Here is a 20,328-nt window from a genome sequence, read left to right on the forward strand (position 1 = left end):
ACCCCACCGGGGCTTCGCCCCTGTACCCCTCGCGGGGCTGCGCCCCTGCACCCCTCGCGGGGCTCCGCCCCTGGACCCCCGCGGGGCTTCGCCCCTGCACCCCATCGGCCTGCGGCCTCGTCCTCAAACGCCGGACGGGCTGAATTGTGCCGACCGGGGTGCCAACGCTGGGGCACAGGTAAGTGGCGGTGACCCGGCGTTCCTCGGTTGGCGGAGCCGTTACGCTGGGGGTGTGGCAGTCGTCGATGTATCCGAAGAGCTCAAGTCCCTCTCCTCGACCATGGAGTCGATCGAGGCCGTTCTGGACCTCGACAAGCTGAGGGCAGACATCGCCGTGCTCGAGGAGCAGGCGGCCGCGCCGTCCCTGTGGGACAACCCGGACGAGGCGCAGAAGATCACCAGCAAGCTCTCCCACCTTCAGGCGGAGGTGAGGAAGGCCGAGGCCCTCCGCGGTCGCATTGACGACCTCGCCGTTCTCTTCGAGATGGCCGAGGAGGAGGACGACCCGGACACCCGCGCCGAGGCCGAGACCGAGCTCATCGCCGTCAAGAAGGCCCTCGACGAGATGGAAGTGCGGACGCTCCTCAGCGGCGAGTACGACTCCCGGGAAGCGCTCGTCAACATCCGCGCGGAGGCCGGTGGCGTCGACGCCGCCGACTTCGCCGAGAAGCTGCAGCGCATGTACCTGCGGTGGGCCGAGCAGCACGGCTACAAGACCGAGGTGTACGAGACGTCGTACGCCGAAGAGGCCGGCATCAAGTCGACCACCTTCGCCGTGCAGTCGCCGTACGCCTACGGGACCCTCTCCGTCGAGCAGGGCACACACCGGCTGGTCCGTATCTCGCCCTACGACAACCAGGGACGCCGGCAGACCTCCTTCGCGGGCGTGGAGATCCTCCCCGTGGTCGAGCAGACCGACCACATCGAGATCGACGAGTCCGAGCTGCGGGTGGACGTGTACCGGTCGTCCGGGCCCGGTGGTCAGGGTGTCAACACCACTGACTCCGCGGTGCGGCTCACCCACCTTCCCACCGGCATCGTCGTCTCCTGTCAGAACGAGCGGTCGCAGATCCAGAACAAGGCGAGCGCCATGAACGTGCTCCAGGCCAAGCTGCTGGAGCGGCGCCGCCAAGAGGAGCAGGCCGCGATGGACGCGCTCAAGGGCGACGGCGGCAACTCCTGGGGCAACCAGATGCGTTCGTACGTCCTGCACCCGTACCAGATGGTCAAGGACCTGCGCACCGAGTTCGAAGTCGGTAACCCCGAGGCCGTGTTCAACGGCGAGATCGACGGGTTCCTCGAGGCCGGAATTCGCTGGCGCAAGCAGCAAGAGAAGTAACTTTGTCGACAAGGCAACTGCCGCCACCTCGGCGGCAGTTGCCTTGTGCGTTCCTGCATGTCCGGGTTTTACATCACACTCACAGACTCCAACCCATCGCATAGTCGCCGCAATTGGACATCGCGTCCGTAAACGACCTTGACGTTGCTCTGAAAAATGGGAAGGGTAAAGCGTGGCATGCGTGTCTCTGGGGCGCATGTGAACCGGGGGGCCGTGAGTTCAGCTATCCCGTTGATCACAGCCCCGAGCGCCGCCTCAATGACGATCAGCTACTGGGGGTAGCAACCAGATGACCAACAAGACGCGCATCCGCGTCGCGCGCATCGCCGCCGCGACCGTGATCGCCGCCGGTGCCTCGCTGACCGCCGCGGGCGCCGCTTCGGCTGCGGAGGAGCCCGGGGACGACTGCATCCTCGGCATCCTGTGCGGCGGCGACGAGTCGCCCGCGCCGGACCCGACGCCGCCGGTCCCGACGGGCCTGCCGACCGATCCGCCCACCGGCCTGCCGACGGACCTTCCCACGGACCCGACCGAGGAGCCGACCGAGCCGACGGAGGAGCCCGAGCCCACCGAGCCGCCGGCCACCGACGAGCCGTCCGACCCGGGCAACGGGAACGGCAACGGGAATGGCAACGGAAACGGGAACGCCGGCGGTGGCGGCAACAACGCCGACCCCGACGGTGGCTCCTCGGCGCAGCAGGAGGGTTCGTCCTCCCTCACCGACACCGGCTCGGAGGCCGCCGCGACCGACACCAATGCCCAGGGCAACGGTGACGAGCTCGCCGAGACCGGTGCCGCTCAGACCACGTTCCTGCTGATCGGTGCCGCGACGATGATCGCCGGTGGCATCGGCTTCCGCGTGCTGCCGCGCCTCATGGGCGGCCGTGGCGGTGCGGCTGCCTGACGGTAGCCGCGGGCAGACGGAACGTATGCGCTGTGAGTGATGAAGGGCCCGGAGCGGTGTCGCTCCGGGCCCTTCACATGTCTTGTGTGCCTTGTGGAGTGCGGGGCCGAGGCCGCTCTAGGCAGTCTGGTGCGCCAGCAGTGCCACGGCCGCGATCAGTATCGCCAGCAGGGCGATCAGCGTCATCGGGTTGAGCCCCGCGAAGGGGTTCTCCTGCTGCAGTCGCTGGCGGTTCGCCCGGCAGACCGGGCAGCGGCCCTCGTTCACGGGCGCCGCGCAGTTCGCGCACACCAGCCGGTCGTACGTCATGCGCCTCGCCTCCTCGCCAGCGGTTCCACCCCTGGAACGCCCTCACGTACGAGAACGTTCCCCTCTCCACCATGCCAGGTTCCTCCGGAAGGTGCGCGGGTCGCTCTCAGAGGGGTGGTTGCCTATTATCTCGCGGCTGCGGGTTGTGTGTGGCTTGTCGCGCAGTTCCCCGCGCCCCTATGGGGCGCTCACAAAACCGCACAAGCCTCGCGCATCCCCTCCCGTGACTGCGCTCATGCTCCCCGTTCGCGTATGGTCACGCTCATCTACCCCCGGCTAACCGTGGTGCATCCGTGATCCGATTCGACAACGTCTCCAAGGTCTACCCCAAGCAGACCCGCCCCGCACTCAGGGATGTGTCCCTGGAAGTGGAGAAGGGCGAGTTCGTGTTCCTGGTGGGGTCCTCCGGCTCCGGAAAGTCCACCTTCCTGCGGCTGATCCTCCGCGAGGAGCGGTGCAGCCACGGTCAGGTGCACGTCCTGGGCAAGGACCTCGCGCGCCTCTCCAACTGGAAGGTGCCGCAGATGCGCCGCCAGTTGGGGACGGTGTTCCAGGACTTCCGCCTCCTGCCGAACAAGACGGTCGCCGAGAACGTGGCCTTCGCGCAGGAGGTGATCGGCAAGTCCCGCGGCGAGATCCGCAAGTCCGTGCCGCAGGTGCTCGACCTCGTCGGCCTTGGCGGCAAAGAGGACCGGATGCCCGGGGAGCTGTCCGGTGGTGAGCAGCAGCGCGTGGCGATCGCGCGGGCCTTCGTGAACCGGCCCAAGCTGCTGATCGCGGACGAGCCCACCGGCAACCTCGACCCGCAGACCTCCGTCGGCATCATGAAGCTGCTCGACCGGATCAACCGGACCGGCACGACCGTGGTGATGGCGACCCACGACCAGAACATCGTGGACCAGATGCGCAAGCGCGTCATCGAGCTGGAGAAGGGCCGCCTCGTCCGCGACCAGGCGCGCGGCGTCTACGGCTACCAGCACTGACCCGCACCCCCGTCCACGGAAAGGCCTGAAAGAGACGCCATGCGCGCCCAGTTCGTTCTGTCCGAGATCGGTGTCGGTCTCCGCCGCAATCTGACGATGACCTTCGCGGTCATCGTCTCCGTCGCCCTGTCCCTCGCCCTGTTCGGCGGGTCGCTCCTGATGAGCGATCAGGTCAACACCATGAAGGGCTACTGGTACGACAAGGTCAACGTCTCGGTCTTCCTCTGCAACAAGAGCGACGCCGAGTCCGACCCCAACTGCGCCAAGGGCGCGGTCACCAAGGACCAGAAGGACCAGATCCTCGGCGACCTGAAGAAGATGTCCGTGGTCGACACGGTCAGCTACGAGTCGCAGGACGCGGCGTACAAGCACTACAAGGAGCAGTTCGGCGACTCCCCGCTGGCCAGTTCGCTCACGCCGGACCAGATGCAGGAGTCGTACCGGATCAAGCTGAAGGACCCGGAGAAGTACCAGGTCATCGCGACCGCCTTCGACGGGCGGGACGGCGTGCAGTCCGTGCAGGACCAGAAGGGGATCCTGGACAACCTCTTCGGGCTGCTGAACGGCATGAACTGGGCGGCGCGGGCCGTGATGGCGCTGATGCTGGTCGTGGCGCTGATGCTGATCGTCAACACCGTGCGCGTCTCGGCGTTCAGCCGGCGACGCGAGACCGGCATCATGCGGCTGGTCGGCGCCTCCGGTTTCTACATCCAGGCGCCGTTCATCATGGAGGCCGCCGTCGCCGGGCTGATCGGCGGCGCGGTCGCGTGCGGGTTCCTGGTGGTCGCGCGGTACTTCATCATCGACCACGGTCTGGCCCTGTCCGAGAAGCTGAATCTGATCAACTTCATCGGCTGGGACGCCGTCCTGACGAAGCTTCCGCTCATCCTCGCGACAAGCCTGCTGATGCCCGCGTTGGCCGCGTTCTTCGCGCTGCGCAAGTACCTGAAGGTGTGACGCACGCCAAGAGGGCCGTACGGTCAACCGGCCGTGCGGCCCTTCGCGTTGTCCTAGACTCACCGGCATGTCAGGCCGTGACCTGTTCTGTCAGCCCCGCCGCTTCGGCCGCGGGGCCGCCCTGACATTGGTGTTCGCGAGTGTGCTGGTCGCCGGTGCCGCGACCGGCTCGCTGCCCGGACCTGACCGGAAGACCACGCCGGGCACGCCCCGTTCGACCGCCTCCGCCGCCCGGCCCGAGGAGGTCACCGAGGCCGCCGCCGAGGCGATGGCCGCCGGCCAGTCCCCGATGGAGGCCGCCGAACGCGCCGTGAGCCGCAGCGGCGACCGCTGGGACGCCGTCTACTCCCAGGGCGAGTTCGAGGAGTTCGAGGAGTCCCTCGACGGCGAGTACACCGGCGTCGGGCTGTGGACGCGCGGCGAGCGGGACGGCCGTATCGAGGTGACCAAGGTGAGCGCCGGGTCGCCCGCGGCCACCGCCGGGATCCGCGCCGGTGACCGGCTGCGCACCGTCGACGGCGCGCGCGTCGAGGGGCGGCCCGTCACCGAGGTGGTCTCCTTACTGCGCGGTGACGCGACCGACGCCGCCGCCGGTACGACCGTCCGGCTCGGCCTGGAACGCGGCACGCACGCGTGGAACCTCACTCTGCGCCGGGCCCGTCTGTCCACGGACTCGGTCACCGTCCGGAATCTCGCCGACCGTGTCACCGTCATCACCATCGACGCGTTCACCAAGGGCTCGGGCGACGTGGTCCGCGACGCCGTACGGCAGGCCCCCGCCGACGCCGGGATCGTCCTCGACCTGCGCGGCAACTCCGGCGGACTGGTCACCGAGGCCGTCACCGCCGCCTCCGCCTTCCTCGACGGCGGCCTCGTCGCCACGTACGACGTCGACGGCACCCAGTACGCCCTGCACGCCGAGGCCGGCGGCGACACCACCAGACCCCTGGTCACGCTCGTCGACGGCGGCACGATGAGCGCGGCCGAGCTGCTCACCGGCGCCCTGCAGGACCGCGGTCGCGCGGTCGTCGTGGGCTCCCGCACCTTCGGCAAGGGGTCCGTGCAGATGCCGACCCGGCTGCCCGACGGCTCCGTCGCCGAGCTGACCGTCGGGCACTACCGCACGCCGTCCGGCCGCGGCGTCGACGGCAAGGGCATCACGCCCGACCTCGAGGCCGACACCGGGGCGCTGAAGCAGGCGGAGACCGTGCTGAGCGGGCTCGGGGACGCTTCGTAATCGCCTTTCCCTCCGACCCCCTTGTAGTGCGAAAATGGCCAGCACTATGAGCAAGGGAATGTACGTACCCAAGGAGTCCCAGCCCAAGCAGGGCGGCGCTGCCGCTGCGAAGGCCAGGGACGGCGAGAAGGGCGGCAAGCGCAAGATCGTCGCCCAGAACAAGAAGGCCCGCCACGACTACGCGATCATCGACACCTTTGAGGCCGGCCTCGTCCTCATGGGGACCGAGGTCAAGTCGCTGCGTGAGGGGCGGACGTCGCTGACCGACGGCTTCGTCCAGATCGACCAGGGTGAGGCGTGGCTGCACAACGCCCACATCCCCGAGTATCACCAGGGCAGCTGGACCAACCACTCCGCGCGCCGCAAGCGCAAGCTCCTCCTGCACCGCGAGGAGATCGACAAGCTGGAGGCGAAGTCCCAGGAGACGGGTCACACCATCGTGCCCCTCGCCCTGTACTTCAAGGACGGCCGGGCGAAGGCCGAGATCGCCCTCGCGCGAGGCAAGAAGGAGTACGACAAGCGCCAGACCCTGCGGGAGAAGCAGGACCGGCGGGAGTCGGAGCGGGCGATCGCGGCGGCGAAGCGGCGGCAGCGGAGCGCCTGAGGCGCGGGGAATACGGTGGCATCGACGTGCGTTGGTCACGTACGATGGCATCTGCACCCCACAGAGGGCGCACGGGTCGAAAGACCCGGCTTGAAAAATCAACATGGGGATGATCGGTTTCGACAGCGGCTGTCGAAGCAGGGGAAGCGTGTCGAGGAAGCGGCAATGATCTCGTAAACCATATGTCGCAACCAATAATCGCCAATACCAAGAGCGATTCCCGCGCCTTCGCCCTCGCTGCCTAATAAGCAGTGAGTGAAGGCCCATAAAGGGTGTCAGCCCGGGAGTGTTCCCGGCCCGGATCCTGGCATAATCTAGGGAACTAAACCATCGAGCCCGGTCACGGGGTTCGATGGGAAATCAAACAGTGACTGGGCCCGTCGGTGACTTGTTCGCGTGATCGCCGGGGCCGAGAAAATCGCAGCGAACTGCACACGGAGAAGCCCTGATTCTGCACCGTTGGACGCGGGTTCGATTCCCGCCATCTCCACGATTCCCATGTACACGAGGGCCTGGCGGTCACACATCCGCCGGGCCCTCGTTGTGTTGTCCGGCGACATATCGGCCGGTGGTTCGCGGTTCTACCGTCCCGCTGCATGACACAGACCAGAGCCGCACGTCGTATCACTGTCCTGGCGACCCTGCTGGTCGCCCTTCTCGCCGGTTTTCTGACTCCGGGCAGAGCCGCTGCCGCCTCCCTCCAGGAGGTCACCGGGTTCGGGTCGAACCCGGGTGCGCTGAGGATGTTCCGGTACGTCCCTGACGGGCTGCCCGCCGGGCGGCCGGTCGTCGTCGCGATGCACGGCTGTACGCAGAACGCGTCCGGGTACGGCACCGGCAGCGGGTGGACGCAGCTCGCCGACCGGTGGGGCTTCTCGGTGGTGCTGCCGCAGCAGCAGAGCGCGAACAACGTCAAGTCCTGCTTCAACTGGTTCCAGAGCGGCGACATGGCGCACGGCCAGGGCGAGGCCGCGTCCGTCGCGCAGATGGTCGACCGGCAGCTCGCCGACGTCGGTGGGGACGGCTCGCGGGTGTATGTCACCGGGCTCTCCGCCGGGGGCGCGATGACCGCCGTGATGATGGCGGCCTACCCGGAGAAGTTCGCGGCGGGCGGGATCGTCGCCGGGCTGCCGTACGGCTGCGCGCAGGCCGCCGGGTCGCCGTACGTCTGCATGTACGTCGGCGCCACCCAGACCCCGGGCCAGTGGGGCGACCGCGTACGCGCCGCCCGCCCCGGGTACACCGGGCCCTGGCCCACCCTGGTCGCCTTCCAGGGCACCGCCGACTACACCGTCAAGCCCGTCAACATGACCGACCTGGTGAAGCAGTGGACCGACGTCCACGGGACCGACCAGTCCGCCGACGTCAGCGACACCGTCGCCGGATATCCGCACCAGGTCTTCCGGGACTCGGGCGGGAACACCGCCGTCGAGACCTACAGCATCACCGGCATGGGCCACGGACAGCCCGTCGACCCCGGCAGCGGGGCCGAGCAGTGCGGGAGTGCCGGGGCGTACATCCTCGACGTCGACCTGTGCGCCGCGTACCGGATGGGGCGGGCCTGGGGGCTCGGCGGCTGAGGCGGTCTGTTGCCCGGCTCCGGTATCCGGGATGCTCCCTTGGCATGAGCACACCCGTGAGATGGTCCGGGAGACGTCTCAACTCCCGTAGAAGCGTATGGATCTGGGCCCTGGTGGCGGCGCTCGCCGCCGTCCTGGGGCCCGGCGCGCAGGCCGGTGCGGATTCCGACCGCACCGGTCTGCCGGAGGCCGTCGACACCATCCTGGGCGACGCCCGGATGGAGGGCGGGGTGGCGAGTGTCGTGATCGCCGACGCGGTGAGCGGTGAGCCGCTGTACCAGCATCTGCCCAGCACGCGGCTGATGCCGGCCTCCAACACCAAGCTGCCCACCTCGGCCGCCGCGATGGAGATCCTCGGCCCCGGGTACCGGTTCACCACGGATGTCCTGGCGGCCGGACGGCGGTCCGGGTCCGTGCTCCGCGGCGACCTGTATCTGCGCGGCACCGGCGACCCGACCCTGCTCGCCGCCGACTACGACCGCCTCGCCGCCCAGGTCGCCGCGGCCGGTGTCAAGCGCGTCGACGGGCGGCTGATCGCCGACGACACCCGGTTCGACGCCCAGCGGCTCGGGCGTTCCTGGGCCGCCGACGACGAGTCCTCGTACTACTCCGCGCAGATCAGCGCGCTGAGCGTGGCGCCGGACACCGACTACGACACCGGGAGCGTGATCGTCACGGTGACGCCGGGTGCGAAGGCGGGGGACGAGCCCGTCGTCGCCGTCACGCCCGACACGGACTATGTCGACATCGATGTGCGCGCCACCACCGTCGCGGCCGGGGGCTCGAACGACCTGACCGTCGAGCGCGAGCACGGGACCAACGACATCGTCGTCAGCGGTACGACACCCGTGGGCGGCTCCGGTGCCAAGGAGTGGGTCACCGTGTGGGAGCCCACCGGATACGCCGCCGCCGTCTTCCGGGACGCGCTCGCGGATCACGGGGTCAAGGTCGTCGGGCCGACTCGGCTGGGGCGTCAAACGCCCGCATCCGCAAGCAAGTTGGCCTCGCACGACTCCATGGCCCTCAAAGATCTACTCGTCCCGTTCATGAAGCTCTCCAACAACATGCACGCCGAGATCCTCACCAAGGCCATGGGATACGAGGTGTCGAAGCAGGGAAGCTGGAGTGCCGGGCTGGCCGCCGTCAGCGGATATCTCAAGGGCATCGGCGTCGACACCGGCAAGGTCCGCCAGGTCGACGGGTCAGGGCTGTCGCGGATGGACAACTTCCCCGCGGCACAGCTCGCCGAGCTCCTCCTCGCCGTACGTGCCGAGCCCTGGTACGCCGACTGGCTGCGCTCGCTGCCGGTCGCCTGCGACCCCGACCGGTTCGTCGGCGGCACCCTGCGCTCCCGGATGTGCGGAACGGCCGCCGCGCTCAACGCCCGTGCCAAGACGGGGTCGTTGACGGGGGCCTCGGCCCTGTCGGGGTATGTCACGGACGCCGGTGGACGCGAGCTGGTCTTCAGTATCGTCCTCAACAACTATCTGGCGTCCTCCGTGAAGCCGCTGGAGGACGCCATCGTGGTCACGCTCGCGAAGTCGACGGAAGAGGCCGCGACGGCGGTTCAGCCGAAGGCGACCCGGGGCACCGACCTCGAGTGCGCGTGGCGCAAGCCCGCCCGCTGCTGAGGGTGGGCCTGCGCCAGGTGCCCGTCAGCGCAGACTGAACGTCGCCAGGCGCAGGCCCTCTCCCTTCAGCACGAGATACACGTCCGTACGGCCCTTCGCCGCGCGCGCGAGATCGGCGGTCACCGTCTCGTAGTCGTACGGCGAAGGCGTCCCGTCCGTCACCGCCGTACCGACGAGTGTGCCGGTCGGGGAGCCGAGCCTGACCTCGACCGTGCCTGCCGCGCCAGCCACACGTGCGGTGAACTTGGTGGCGCCCGACCCCAGTTGGGCGTCACCGAACTTCAGCCACGCCCGGTCGGCCGCCGTGCCCACCGCCGTACCGCGCGCCTTCGACTCGTCGACGAGACGCGTGCGCTCGTAGTCGTCGAAGTTCTCGGCGCGGGTCGTACGGGACAGATCACGCGCCGGGATCGTCTCGCCGGACACCTGCCACGCCGTACGGGCGCGGATGTCCGCGGAGGAGGCGCCGGCCAGGACGTCGTAGGTGCCCTTCTCCACCACCCACTTGGAGCGGGTGACGTCCCAGTGAGCGAGGTCCTTGGGTGTCACCTTCAGCTTGACCGTCTTGGTCTCGCCGGGCTTCAGCGACACCCGCTGGAACGCCTCCAGCTGCTTCAGCGGCTGCTTGTCGCGGGAGACGCGCTGGTGGACGTAGAGCTGGACGACCTCGTCGCCGGTGCGGCGGCCGGTGTTGGTGACGGTCAGGGCGTAGCCGCCGTCGGTCTTCTTCAGGGCGCCGTAGCGGAAGTTGGTGTAGGAGAGGCCGTGGCCGAAGGGGTAGAGCGCCTGCCCCGTGAAGTACTGGTAGGTGCGGTCGGACTTGATGATGTCGTAGTCGAGGATCGACGGGAGGTCCGCCTCGGAGCGGTACCAGGTCTGGGTGAGGCGGCCCGACGGGTTGGCGTCGCCGTACAGGAGGTCGGCCAGCGCGTTGCCCGTCTCCTGGCCCGCGTGGGAGGTCCACAGGACGGCCGGGACCTCCCGCTGGAGGGCGCCGAGGGTGGTCGGGTAGCTGTTCTCGACGACCACGACCGTGTTCGGGTTGGCCCGGTGGACCGCCCTGACCAGGGCTTCCTGAGCCGGGGCGAGGCCCATGTCGGTGCGGTCGTGGGCCTCGCGGCCGTTGATCGACGGGTTGGAGCCGATCACCACCACCGCCGTGTCCTTGCCCTTCACCGCGGCCACGGCCTCGTCGACGCCGCTGCGGACGACGTCCTTCGTGTAGTGCGCGGCGGCGTCCTTCGCCACCAGGCCCAGCGTGCCGTCCTCACCGGTCGGGCCGAGATAGACCGGGTTGGTCCACCAGGACTCCTCGGTCTCGTAGCCGGCGTAGCGGAGCAGGTACGTGCCGTCGCCCTGTTCCTCCATCTTGAACTGCTGCTGCACGTACCAGCCGTTCGGCTGTACCTGGTCATTGACGAAGTTCGACCAGTTGTAGCCGACGTACTTGCCGTTGGCCGCGGAGCGCAGGGTCACCACGCCGCCGCCCCAGTCGAAGACGTCGAACTGTCCGGCCGTACCCGAGGCTTCGGCCTCCTTCAGCGCCTCGCCGTCCGCGTCCGTACCCGCGGTGATGTACTTCCCCGTCGCCGCGTTCTTGAGCGCGATCCGGTCGACGCCCTCGCTGCTGGTCACATCGGTGGAAAGCTTCGCGGCGATGCCCTCGGCAGGCGTGACCGCATAGGGAAGGGTGCCGGAGTACCAGTCGGTGTAGAGGGTGTCGGCGAGCGGGCCGACGACGGCGACGTCCTTCTCGGACTTCTTCAGGGGCAGAGCCGCGTCATTCTTCAGCAGCACCGCGCCCTCGGTCGCCGCCTTGCGCGCCAGCTTCTGGTGGGCCGGGCTGTTGATGACGGACTTGTCGATCGAGCCGTACTTGCCGCCGCCCGGGTCGAACTCGCCGAGCCGGACCCGCACGGACAGGATGTGGGACGCGGCCTCGTCGACGTCCGACTCCTCCAGCAGGCCCTGCTCCAAGGCCGAGTTGATCGCCGCGATCGTCACCCCCGAGTTCGTGTCGTTGTCCGTGAAGCTGTCGTTGCCGGCCTTGAGTGTGGCCGCGTCGCCCTCGGCGAGGGTCGGGTAGTACTGCTGGGAGCCGGGGATGTTGCCGGGCGCGAAGGCGTCGGTGACGTTCAGGAGGTCGTACGAGGTCCACTTCCGTACGACGTCGTTCAGGTCCGGATTCACGGTCGCCGGGCGGCCGTTGACCAGGTTGTACGAGGACATCACGCCCGTTGCCGCGTTCGCCTCTATCGCCGGTTTGAAGGCGGCCTCGTCGTACTCCTTCGCGACGCGTGGACGCAGGTCGGAGGAGGTGGTCGTGCGGTTCCACTCGTTGTTGTTCGCGAGGTAGTGCTTGAGCGTCGGCGCCGTCTTGAGGTGGTCGGGGTCGCCGCCCGTCAGGCCCTCGCCGTACGCGGTCGACAGGGCGCCGGTCAGCTCGGGGTCCTCGCTGTAGCCCTCCTCGTTGCGGCCCCAGCGCGGGTCGCGGAGGAGGTTGACCACGGGTGCCCAGAGGTTGAGGCCCCAGCCGGCCGGGCGTTCCTGCTGGAAGCCGCGGGCCTCGTCGCCGACCGCCGAGCCGACCTGTTCCATCAGGGCCGGGTCCCAGGTCGAGGCCAGTCCGATGGCCTGCGGGAAGACGGTGGTCTTACCGAGCCAGGCGACGCCGTGCAGGGCCTCGGTGCCGGTGCGGAAGGGCTGGATGCCGAGGCGGGGGATGGCGGGCTGGTACTGGTGGAGGAGGGAGACCTTCTCCGCCAGGGTGAGTCGGCCGAGCAGATCGTCGACGCGCTTCTCGACGGGGAGCGCGGGGTTGCGGAAGGGATAGGCCGGGTCTTCGGCGTGGGCGGGGACGGTGGCGCCGAGCCCTGCGACCAGGGCCAGCGCCACCACCAGCGTGGTTCTGCGTCTTGTCTTGCCTCTCATGCCACGGCTCCTTCAGGTAGGGCCTTGCACATACGGGGGTCAGGGCGCGTTCCGCGGCGCCGTGCTCGCGCGTTCCGTCATCCGGGGCGGCAGCAGCGTGGCCTCGGGCACCGTCTTGCCGCCGAGCTTGTTCATCAGCAGCTCCACGGCCCGGGCGCCCACCTCGGCGGAGGGCAGGGCGACCGAGGTGACCGGGATGCGGAGGGAATCGGCGAGTTCGTCGGGGCAGATGGCGGTGACGGACAGATCGGCGGGGACGCGCAGGCCGAGTCGGCCGAAGGCGTCGATCAGCGGCTCCAGGATCGCCTCGTTGTGAACGACGACCCCGGTCAACGCGGGGTGCTCCCGCAGCAGTTGCTCGGCGACCGCGCGGGCGGCTGCGGGCGTGGCCTCGCACGGGTGGACGGAGGAGGAGAGCCGGCCCCGGTCGGCGGCGGCGGTGAAGCCCTGGACCACGCGCTGGGCGAACGCGGTCTGGCGGACGTACACCTCCGGCGGCGACCCGATCAGCGCCACCACCCGATGGCCGAGCCGCGCCAGATGCTCCACGCATGCCTCGCCGGCGGCCTTGAAGTCGAGGTCGATGCAGGTCAGGCCGTCCGCCTCGGCCGGGAACCCGATCATCACCGACGGCCGGTCCAGCGAGCGGAGCAGTGGCAGCCGGGCGTCGTCGAGCTGGACGTCCATCACGACGAGCGCGTCGACGAGCGCCGTGTCGGCGACCCTTCTGAGCCCCTCCTCGCCCTCCTCCTGCGTCAGCAGCAGCACGTCATGGTCGTACCGCCGTGCCGTCGTCACCACCGACACCGCGAACTGCATGACGACCGGGACGTGGATGCCGGCCCGTAAAGGGACTACCAGGGCCAGCACGTTGGAGCGACTGCTGGCCAGCGCCCGGGCGCCCGCGTGCGGCCGGTAGCCCAGTTCGCGGATGGACGCCTCGACGCGCTGCCGGGTCTCCTCGGAGATCGGGCGCTTGCCGCTGAGCGCGTAGGAGACGGTGCTGGGGGAGACCCCGGCGTGCCGGGCCACATCAGTGATCTTCACCATCAGCCCAGCTCCACCGTCAGGAAGCCGGTCCCGGCCGGCGCCCGCACCACCCGCTCGCCCGCGGCCAGCGCCCACGGCGCCGAAGGATCACTGCACGACGCCCGCAGCGTGTCCCCTTCGCGTACGACGGTGAAGGCCACCTCCCCGACCCGCACCGTCACCTGGGCGCCCCGCTCCAGCCCGTAGGCCCGCAGCGTCACCCCGTCGGCGTGGTCGTAGTCGGGCCGGTCGGCCACCGCGCCGACCGGGATCACCGCACCGGGCCTGACCAGCAGGGGGACGCTCATGAAGCCGTGCTTCTCGCGCACCCAGCGCGGGCCGGTGACCGTCTGTCCGCTGACGAAGTGGGTCCAGATGCCTTCGGGACAGTAATATGTCACATACCCCTCATCGTCGAAGACCGGCGCCACCAGCAGGTCCGGCCCGAGCATGTACTGCCGCTCCAGATGCGCGCACCCGGGATCGTCCGGGAACTCCAGCACCATGGCCCGCATGACCGGCGTCCCCTCGGCCTGGGCGGTGCGGGCGGCCTCGTACAGATACGGCATCAGGCTGAGCTTCAGCCGGGTGAAGTGCCGCAGCACGTCCACCGACTCCTCGTCGAACAGCCACGGGACCCGGTAGGACGAGCTGCCGTGCAGCCGGCTGTGCGACGACAGCAGTCCGAACGCCAGCCACCGCTTGAACAGCGAAGGCGTCGGCGTGCCCTCGAAGCCGCCGATGTCATGGCTCCAGAACCCGAAGCCGGAGAGCCCGAGGGACAGGCCACCCCGCAACGACTCGGCCATCGACTCGTACGTCGCCTCGCAGTCGCCGCCCCAGTGCACGGGGAACTTCTGGCTGCCCGCCGTCGCCGACCGGGCGAAGACGACCGCCTCCTCCTCGCCCCTGTGCTTGCGCAGGACGTCGAAGACCGTGCGGTTGTAGAGGTACGTGTAGTAGTTGTGCATCCGCTCCGGGTCGGAGCCGTCGGACCAGGCCACGTCCACCGGCACCCGCTCGCCGAAGTCCGTCTTGAAGCAGTCCACGCCCTGTGCGAGCAGCGCCTCCAGCTTGGCCGCGTACCAGTCACGGGCGGCGGGGGAGGTGAAGTCGACCAGGGCCATGCCCGGCTGCCACAGATCCCACTGCCACACGCTGCCGTCCGGCCGCTTCAGCAGATGCCCGAGCGCCTTGCCCTCCGCGAACAGCGGGGAGCGCTGGGCGATGTACGGGTTGATCCAGACGCTGACGCGCAGGCCTCGCGCGTGCAGCCGGGACAGCATGCCCTGCGGATCCGGGAAGACCCGCGGATCCCACTGGAAGTCGCACCAGTTGAACTCGCGCATCCAGAAGCAGTCGAAGTGGAAGACGGAGAGCGGGAGTTCGCGCTCCCGCATGCCCTCGATGAACGACGTCACCGTCTCCTCGTCGTACGACGTCGTGAAGGACGTCGACAGCCACAGCCCGAACGACCAGGCGGGTGGGAGGGCCGGGCGGCCGGTGAGGGCCGTGTACTTGCGGAGGATGTCCTTGGGGGAGGGGCCGTAGATGACGTAATACGTCAACTGCTGCGTCTCCGCGCTGAACTGGACCCTCGACACGGTCTCCGAGCCCACCTCGAAAGAGACCTTGCCCGGGTGGTCGACGAAGACGCCGTAGCCGGCGTCCGTCAGATAGAACGGGGCGTTCTTGTAGGCCTGTTCGGTCGCCGTGCCGCCGTCGGCGTTCCAGATGTCGACGACCTGGCCGTTCTTGACCAGCGGGCCGAAGCGCTCGCCGAGGCCGTAGACGGAGGTGCCGACCTTGAGGTTCAGCTGCTCCCGCAGGAAGTGCGAGCCTTCCCCGTCCCGCATGATGCCCATGCCCTTGGGGCCGCTGGAGGTGAGGGTGCGGCCGTGGGCGAGGAAGTCGACGTGCCAGGGGCCGGTGCGGGCCACCCGGACCGACAGCGCGCCGGAGGTGAGGGTCGCGTTCTCCTCGTCGTACTCCGTGTGGGCGGCGGTCTCCTCCCTCGCGAGGTCGAATTGGGGGCCGCGCGGCTGCTCGCCCTCGAAGTGGGTGAAGGTGAGGCCGATGACGTCGGGCATCGGTGTGTGGGCGCTGATCGTCACGACCGGTCCCTTCAGCAGGTCGCCGCGGTGCCGGATGGGCTGGGTCGGCGCGTGGATCTCCAGTGCGCCGTCCGTCGCGGTGACGTCGAGCACCTCGACCGGGTGGGCCGCGGTGACACCTTCGCGGAGCAGCCAGTAGCCGTCGGTGAACTTCACGTGGGGGTCCCTTACTTCACGGCTCCCACGGCGATGCCGCGGGTGAGCGTTCGCTGGAAGACGAGGAAGAAGACGAGGGCGGGGAGCACGCCGAGGAGGGCGGCCGCGTTGGTCATGGTGGCGTCCATCAGACGCTGGCCCTGGAGGACGCCGAGGGCCACCGACACCGTCTGGTTGTCGTTGGAGATCAGCATGACCAGGGGGAGCAGGAACTCGTTCCAGGTCCAGATGAAGAAGAACACCAGCAGCACGCCGAGGGTTGGGCGGCTGACGGGGACGACGATCCGCCACAGGATCTGCCACTTGTTCGCGCCGTCGATCCGGGCGGCCTCGATGATCTCCCGGGGGAACTGGCTGAGGACGGAGGAGAGGAGATACGTGCCGAACGCCGCCTGGATCACCGTGAACACGATGATCACGCTGAGCCGGGTGTCGTAGAGCCCCGCCTCCTTGCTCAGGTAGTAGATCGGGTAGACCAGCGCCTCCTGCGGCAGCATGTTCGCGAGGACGAAGAAGGCCAGCACCCAGGTGCGGCCCTTGATGCGGCCGATGCCGATCGCATACGCGTTGAGGATCGACAGGATCACCGCGAACACCGCCACCCCGCCGCTGATGAGCAGGGAGTTGACGAGCTTCTGGGTGTAGTCGACGCGTTCCCAGAAGTCCTTCAGACCGTCCAGGTAGAGGCCTTCGGGGAGGCTCAGCGGGCCGTTCTGGGAGTACTCGGCCGGTGACTTGAACGCGTTGAGCGTGACGATGAGAAACGGCACGATCATGAAGAGGGCCGCGATGCACAGGGCGACGAGGACCGGGTAGCGACGCAGGGCGCCGGTCATGATCCCTCCCTTTCCTCCGCGCGGGTCTGGAGCTTCAGGCCGATCAGCGACAGCAGCAGGATCATCACCGTCAGGACCGTGGAGATCGCGGCGCCATAGCCGACCTGCGTCTTCTCGAAGAACGTGGTGAAGGAGAAGTAGGACGGCACGTTGGTGGCGCCGCCCGGCCCGCCCTTCGTCAGGACGTACACCGCGCCGAAGACCTTGAGCGCGGCGATCGTGCACCAGGTCAGGACGACGTATATCTCCGGGCGGATCTGCGGCAGCGTGATGTGCCAGAAGCGGCGCCACCAGCCGGCGCCGTCCAGCTCGGCCGCCTCGTACAGCTGCGGATCGACGCGCTGGAGGCCCGCCATGAAGATGACCAGCGGGAAGCCGAGCTGCACCCAGACCATCACCCCCATCACGCTGTAGAGCGCGATGTCGGGATCGCCGAGCCAGTCCTGCTGCCAGCTCGACAGGCCGATCGCCTTGAGCAGTTCGTTGAGGGAGCCGTTGTCCGGGGCGAGGATCCAGCTCCAGACGATGCCCGCGACCGCGATCGGCAGCACCTGCGGAAGGTAGAAGCAGGCGCGCAGGACGGCGACCGTCTTCGATCCGAAGTGCTTGCCGACATAGTCGAACAGCGCGGCGGCCAGCACCAGTCCGGCCGCCGTCGGTACGGCCGCCATGGCGACGACCATGAACAGGCTGTGCCGGAACGACGCCCAGAACTCGGAATCGTCCAGCAGCTCCCGGTAGTTGGCGAGCCCGGACCACTCCGGGGACCCCACGCCCTGCCAGTCGGTGAAGCTCACGCCCGTGTTCATCAGGAACGGGACGATGATCACGGCCAGGAAGGCGAGGACACCGGGCAGCAGGAAGAGGGCGTACGAGTCACGGGGGCGGCGCGGGTGACCGGCGTGGGTCTGTTTGCCGGCCACCCGCCGCTCGACGGTCACCGTCATTGCTTCGGCACGCCCTTGTCGTACGCCTCCTGCAGAGCGTCGAGATAGCCGTCCGGCTGCCCGCTGCCGGTGATCAGCTTCTGGGTCTCGGAGACGAGGACGTCGTAGAAGCCGGGGACCGGCCAGTCGGGGTAGAAGGCCAGGCCGTCCCGCTGGGAGAGGGTGTTGAAGTTATCGATGAGGGACTTGGACTTCGGGTCGGTGATGGCGCTCGCGTCGGCCGCGACCGGGACGCCGCCCTTGTTGCCGAGCAGGTTCTGGATCTTCTCCGACATGGTGATGTCGATGAAGTCGTAGGCGAGTTCCTTGTTCTTGGCGCCCTTGGGGACCACCCACAGGTTGCCGCCGGAGCCGAGCGTGAGGTTGGACTCGGGCCACAGGAAGGTGCCCCAGTCGAACTTCGCCTCGTCCACGAAACGGCCGTACCACCAGCTGCCGGAGAACAGGATCGGCGCCTTGCCCTGGATGAAGGAGACCCCGGTCTCCTCGGCCTTCACATTGCTGGACGTCTTGCTGATGTAGCCCTTCTTCACCCAGTCGGCGAAGGTGTCGGCGGCGTACGTCCAGGCCGGGTCGTGGAAGTCGGTCTTGCCCTTGTACAGCTCGTACGAGTCCACCCAGGCGCGGTCGGCCTTCGACAGGGCCAGCTGGTAGAGGTACTGGTGGGCGATGTACTCGGCGCCGCCGTTGGCCAGCGGGGTGACCTTGTTCTTGACGAACGTGTCCATCGCGGCGGTCAGTTCGTCGAACGTCTTCGGCTCGGGGATCTTGTACTTGGCGAAGAGGTCCTTGTTGTAGAAGACCATCGTGTACTCGGCGTAGTTGGGTACGCCGTACCACTTGCCGGAGCCCATGACGCCGTTCGCGTCGTACACGCTGGTGGTGCGGACGCTCGCGCTGAGCTTCTTGTCCCAGCCGCGCTTGGTGGCCTCTTCGGACAGGTCGGTGAGCAGGCCCTGCTTGGACAGCAGGCCCGCGGTCGCGTTGCCCTTGTTGTACTCCATGACGTCGGGGGCGTCGGAGGAGTTGAGGACCATCGGGGCGGTCTTCTGGATCTGCTCGAAGCCCTTCTCCTCGAACTCCACCTTCACGCCCGGGTGCTTGGCCTTGAACTCCTTGATCGCCTCGTTCCAGGCCAGTCCCATCGCGCTGTTCGGGGCCTCGTAGTGCCACAGCTTGAGCGTCTTGCCGTCTCCTGAGGACCCGCTGTCGGAGTCTCCGCAGGAGGTCAGGAGCAGTGACCCGGCGAGTATCACCGCCGTCGCCACCACACGCCTTCGTGTCGTCAACATCCCGTGCCTCCAGGGAAGTCGGAGCCGGATGGATCTTGTGGATCTTGATGGATCGTGCTTGATGGATCGTGAGGGTCACGCAGCGGTCGTTCGACAGCGGTCGTCGAATCGATTCGATGCGGGACGTCGAAGCGCTTCGACGGGCGAAGGTATGTGGGGGCTGTGAGGGCGTCAATGGGGTGGACGCGAATTGGTTCCGTGGAGCGCTCAGGGGAGCGTTCGGCGGAGTGGTCCGGGGAGTGTTCCGGGACGCGCTCTGGAGAGCGCGATCGTCAACGCCGCCGTCGCGGCGGCCACGGGTATCCAGAAGCCGGCCGTCGCCGACAGGTGTTCCGTCGTCCAGCCGCCCAGCGCGCTGCCGCACGCGATACCGCCGAGCAGCGCGGTCACCGCGAGCGTCATGCCCTCGTTGAGGCGGTCGGCCGGGGTGTGCTGCTGGATCAGGGTCATGTTGGTGACCATGGTCGGCGCCGTGGCCATACCGGCGACGAGCAGGGCGCCGGCCAGCACGAGGAGCGAGCCGGTGAGGGCTGCGGCGAGCAGCGGGAGGGTCATGAGGGCGGTCATGGCGGCTATGCAGTACGGGTAGCGGCGTTCCGCCGGCCCGGTCGGCTTCATCGCGCCGTACAGCAGGCCCGCCGCGCAGGAACCGGCCGCCTGGAGACCGAGGATCGCGCCCGCCGCCGACTTGTGACCCTGTGCGTCCGCGAACGCGAGCGTCACGACCTCCATCGAGCCGAAGACCGCGCCCAGGGCGAGATACGCGGCGAGGAGCGCGGGCATGCCGGGGGTGCGGAGGGGGGCTTTCGCCGGTTTCCGCCCCTGTATCGGCGGCTGTATCGGCGGTTCGGTGGCGCGTTGGGCGGCGAACAGCAGCATGCCGGTGAGCAGGAGGACGGCGCCGGTCAGCGTGCCCGCCTCCGGGAAGAACGTGCCGCAGAGGAAGGCCGCGAGGACCGGGCCCAGCATGAAGCACAGCTCGTCCGCGGCCTGCTCGAAGGAGTTGGCGGTGTGCAGGGCGTCGGTGTCGTCCTTGAGCAGGTGGGCCCAGCGTGCGCGGGACATGCCGCCGAGGTTGGGGGTGGTGGCGGTCGCGGCGTACGCGGCGAACAGGGTCCAGTCCGGGGCGTCGTAGTGAACGCACAGCAGCAGCGCGAGGCTGCCCAGCGCGGCGAGGGTGGTGGCGGGTACGGCGACCCGGGCCTGCCCGTGCCGGTCGACGAGCCGGGCGGTCCAGGGGGCGGTCACGGCGGTCGCCGCGAGGCCCGTTGCGGTGACGGCGCCGGCGAGGGCGTACGACCCCCGCGAACCGGCGATCATCAGGATCGCGCTCACGCTGAACATGCCCATGGGAAGCCGGGCGATGAGATTCCCGATCGTGAAGGCTCGGGTGCCGGGGAGGGTGAAGAGGTGGCGGTAGGGGCTGGACATGGAGCAACCGTCGCCCCTGAGCGATCAAGGGGTCCAACACCTTCTGTG

General features: G+C 68.7%; 16 protein-coding genes and 1 other RNA gene. 9 read left to right on the forward strand and 8 right to left on the reverse strand.

Going from position 1 to position 20,328, the window contains the following annotated elements; genetic code table 11:
- Nucleotides 1–232: 232 nt before the first annotated feature.
- Together prfB and AB0I98_RS01860 are read left to right on the forward strand one after the other, a co-directional pair.
- Nucleotides 233–1,339, forward strand: a complete 1,107-nt coding sequence (gene prfB / locus AB0I98_RS01855; RefSeq protein ID WP_362933796.1) for a peptide chain release factor 2 — start codon at nt 233–235, stop codon at nt 1,337–1,339.
- Nucleotides 1,340–1,628: 289 nt separating this feature from the next.
- Nucleotides 1,629–2,243 (forward strand): LPXTG cell wall anchor domain-containing protein, encoded by a 615-nt coding sequence (locus AB0I98_RS01860; protein ID WP_362933799.1) that lies wholly within the window; start codon nt 1,629–1,631, stop codon nt 2,241–2,243.
- 117 nt (nt 2,244–2,360) lie between these two features.
- Here the strand turns inward: AB0I98_RS01860 and AB0I98_RS01865 are convergent, their stop codons facing one another.
- Complete coding sequence (locus AB0I98_RS01865; protein ID WP_210580151.1) at nt 2,361–2,552, reverse strand: hypothetical protein; 192 nt, start codon at nt 2,550–2,552, stop codon at nt 2,361–2,363.
- Between the two features lie 293 nt (nt 2,553–2,845).
- Between AB0I98_RS01865 and ftsE the strand changes: the two genes are divergently transcribed.
- The 7 genes from ftsE (at nt 2,846) to dacB (ending at nt 9,544) form a co-directional block, all read left to right on the forward strand.
- A complete protein-coding gene (gene ftsE / locus AB0I98_RS01870) occupies nt 2,846–3,535 on the forward strand; it encodes a cell division ATP-binding protein FtsE (RefSeq protein WP_004000799.1) in 690 nt (229 codons plus the stop codon).
- A gap of 39 nt (nt 3,536–3,574) precedes the next feature.
- Nucleotides 3,575–4,492: a permease-like cell division protein FtsX gene (gene ftsX, locus AB0I98_RS01875; protein WP_362933802.1), complete on the forward strand. Its 918-nt coding sequence runs from the start codon at nt 3,575–3,577 to the stop codon at nt 4,490–4,492.
- A gap of 67 nt (nt 4,493–4,559) precedes the next feature.
- Nucleotides 4,560–5,729 carry a S41 family peptidase gene (locus AB0I98_RS01880; RefSeq protein WP_362933805.1) on the forward strand — a complete coding sequence of 390 codons (1,170 nt, stop codon included), beginning with the start codon at nt 4,560–4,562 and terminating at the stop codon, nt 5,727–5,729.
- A gap of 58 nt (nt 5,730–5,787) precedes the next feature.
- Complete coding sequence (smpB, locus tag AB0I98_RS01885; RefSeq protein WP_328372295.1) at nt 5,788–6,333, forward strand: SsrA-binding protein SmpB; 546 nt, start codon at nt 5,788–5,790, stop codon at nt 6,331–6,333.
- A 105-nt stretch (nt 6,334–6,438) separates the two neighbouring features.
- Nucleotides 6,439–6,826, forward strand: a transfer-messenger RNA (tmRNA) gene (gene ssrA / locus AB0I98_RS01890).
- Between the two features lie 103 nt (nt 6,827–6,929).
- On the forward strand, nt 6,930–7,913 hold the full coding sequence (locus AB0I98_RS01895) for a PHB depolymerase family esterase (RefSeq protein WP_362933807.1): 984 nt from the start codon (nt 6,930–6,932) through the stop codon (nt 7,911–7,913).
- Between the two features lie 44 nt (nt 7,914–7,957).
- Entirely contained in the window at nt 7,958–9,544 is a 1,587-nt protein-coding gene (dacB, locus tag AB0I98_RS01900) for a D-alanyl-D-alanine carboxypeptidase/D-alanyl-D-alanine-endopeptidase (protein ID WP_362933810.1), read from the forward strand.
- A 24-nt stretch (nt 9,545–9,568) separates the two neighbouring features.
- Here the strand turns inward: dacB and AB0I98_RS01905 are convergent, their stop codons facing one another.
- The 7 genes from AB0I98_RS01905 to AB0I98_RS01935 form a co-directional block, all read right to left on the reverse strand.
- Nucleotides 9,569–12,475, reverse strand: a complete 2,907-nt coding sequence (locus tag AB0I98_RS01905; RefSeq protein WP_362933812.1) for a glycoside hydrolase family 3 C-terminal domain-containing protein — start codon at nt 12,473–12,475, stop codon at nt 9,569–9,571.
- A gap of 39 nt (nt 12,476–12,514) precedes the next feature.
- Nucleotides 12,515–13,525, reverse strand: coding sequence for a LacI family DNA-binding transcriptional regulator (locus tag AB0I98_RS01910; RefSeq protein ID WP_362933814.1), 1,011 nt, complete (start codon nt 13,523–13,525; stop codon nt 12,515–12,517).
- Nucleotides 13,525–15,774 (reverse strand): alpha-xylosidase, encoded by a 2,250-nt coding sequence (gene yicI / locus AB0I98_RS01915; RefSeq protein WP_362933816.1) that lies wholly within the window; start codon nt 15,772–15,774, stop codon nt 13,525–13,527. Before yicI ends, AB0I98_RS01910 begins: the two co-directional genes overlap by 1 nt.
- An 11-nt stretch (nt 15,775–15,785) precedes the next feature.
- A complete protein-coding gene (locus AB0I98_RS01920; protein WP_362933819.1) occupies nt 15,786–16,610 on the reverse strand; it encodes a carbohydrate ABC transporter permease in 825 nt (274 codons plus the stop codon).
- Nucleotides 16,607–17,557: a sugar ABC transporter permease gene (locus AB0I98_RS01925; protein ID WP_362933822.1), complete on the reverse strand. Its 951-nt coding sequence runs from the start codon at nt 17,555–17,557 to the stop codon at nt 16,607–16,609. The genes AB0I98_RS01920 and AB0I98_RS01925 overlap by 4 nt, the downstream gene beginning before the upstream one ends.
- A complete protein-coding gene (locus AB0I98_RS01930) occupies nt 17,554–18,849 on the reverse strand; it encodes an extracellular solute-binding protein (protein ID WP_362933825.1) in 1,296 nt (431 codons plus the stop codon). The genes AB0I98_RS01925 and AB0I98_RS01930 overlap by 4 nt, the downstream gene beginning before the upstream one ends.
- 207 nt (nt 18,850–19,056) lie before the next feature.
- Nucleotides 19,057–20,280: an MFS transporter gene (locus tag AB0I98_RS01935; RefSeq protein ID WP_362933828.1), complete on the reverse strand. Its 1,224-nt coding sequence runs from the start codon at nt 20,278–20,280 to the stop codon at nt 19,057–19,059.
- Nucleotides 20,281–20,328 lie beyond the last annotated feature (48 nt).

Source organism: Streptomyces sp. NPDC050211, assembly GCF_040656035.1.
In the GTDB taxonomy this organism is placed as follows: domain Bacteria; phylum Actinomycetota; class Actinomycetes; order Streptomycetales; family Streptomycetaceae; genus Streptomyces.

Coding starts and splice junctions, on each gene's coding strand:
- AB0I98_RS01860 (WP_362933799.1), top strand. CDS start 1,629: ATGACCAACAAGACGCGCATCCGCGTCGCGCGCATCGCCGCCGCGACC.
- AB0I98_RS01865 (WP_210580151.1), bottom strand. CDS start 2,552: ATGACGTACGACCGGCTGGTGTGCGCGAACTGCGCGGCGCCCGTGAAC.
- ftsX (WP_362933802.1), top strand. CDS start 3,575: ATGCGCGCCCAGTTCGTTCTGTCCGAGATCGGTGTCGGTCTCCGCCGC.
- AB0I98_RS01880 (WP_362933805.1), top strand. CDS start 4,560: ATGTCAGGCCGTGACCTGTTCTGTCAGCCCCGCCGCTTCGGCCGCGGG.
- smpB (WP_328372295.1), top strand. CDS start 5,788: ATGTACGTACCCAAGGAGTCCCAGCCCAAGCAGGGCGGCGCTGCCGCT.
- AB0I98_RS01895 (WP_362933807.1), top strand. CDS start 6,930: ATGACACAGACCAGAGCCGCACGTCGTATCACTGTCCTGGCGACCCTG.
- dacB (WP_362933810.1), top strand. CDS start 7,958: ATGAGCACACCCGTGAGATGGTCCGGGAGACGTCTCAACTCCCGTAGA.
- AB0I98_RS01905 (WP_362933812.1), bottom strand. CDS start 12,475: ATGAGAGGCAAGACAAGACGCAGAACCACGCTGGTGGTGGCGCTGGCC.
- AB0I98_RS01910 (WP_362933814.1), bottom strand. CDS start 13,525: ATGGTGAAGATCACTGATGTGGCCCGGCACGCCGGGGTCTCCCCCAGC.
- AB0I98_RS01920 (WP_362933819.1), bottom strand. CDS start 16,610: ATGACCGGCGCCCTGCGTCGCTACCCGGTCCTCGTCGCCCTGTGCATC.
- AB0I98_RS01925 (WP_362933822.1), bottom strand. CDS start 17,557: ATGACGGTGACCGTCGAGCGGCGGGTGGCCGGCAAACAGACCCACGCC.
- AB0I98_RS01930 (WP_362933825.1), bottom strand. CDS start 18,849: ATGTTGACGACACGAAGGCGTGTGGTGGCGACGGCGGTGATACTCGCC.
- AB0I98_RS01935 (WP_362933828.1), bottom strand. CDS start 20,280: ATGTCCAGCCCCTACCGCCACCTCTTCACCCTCCCCGGCACCCGAGCC.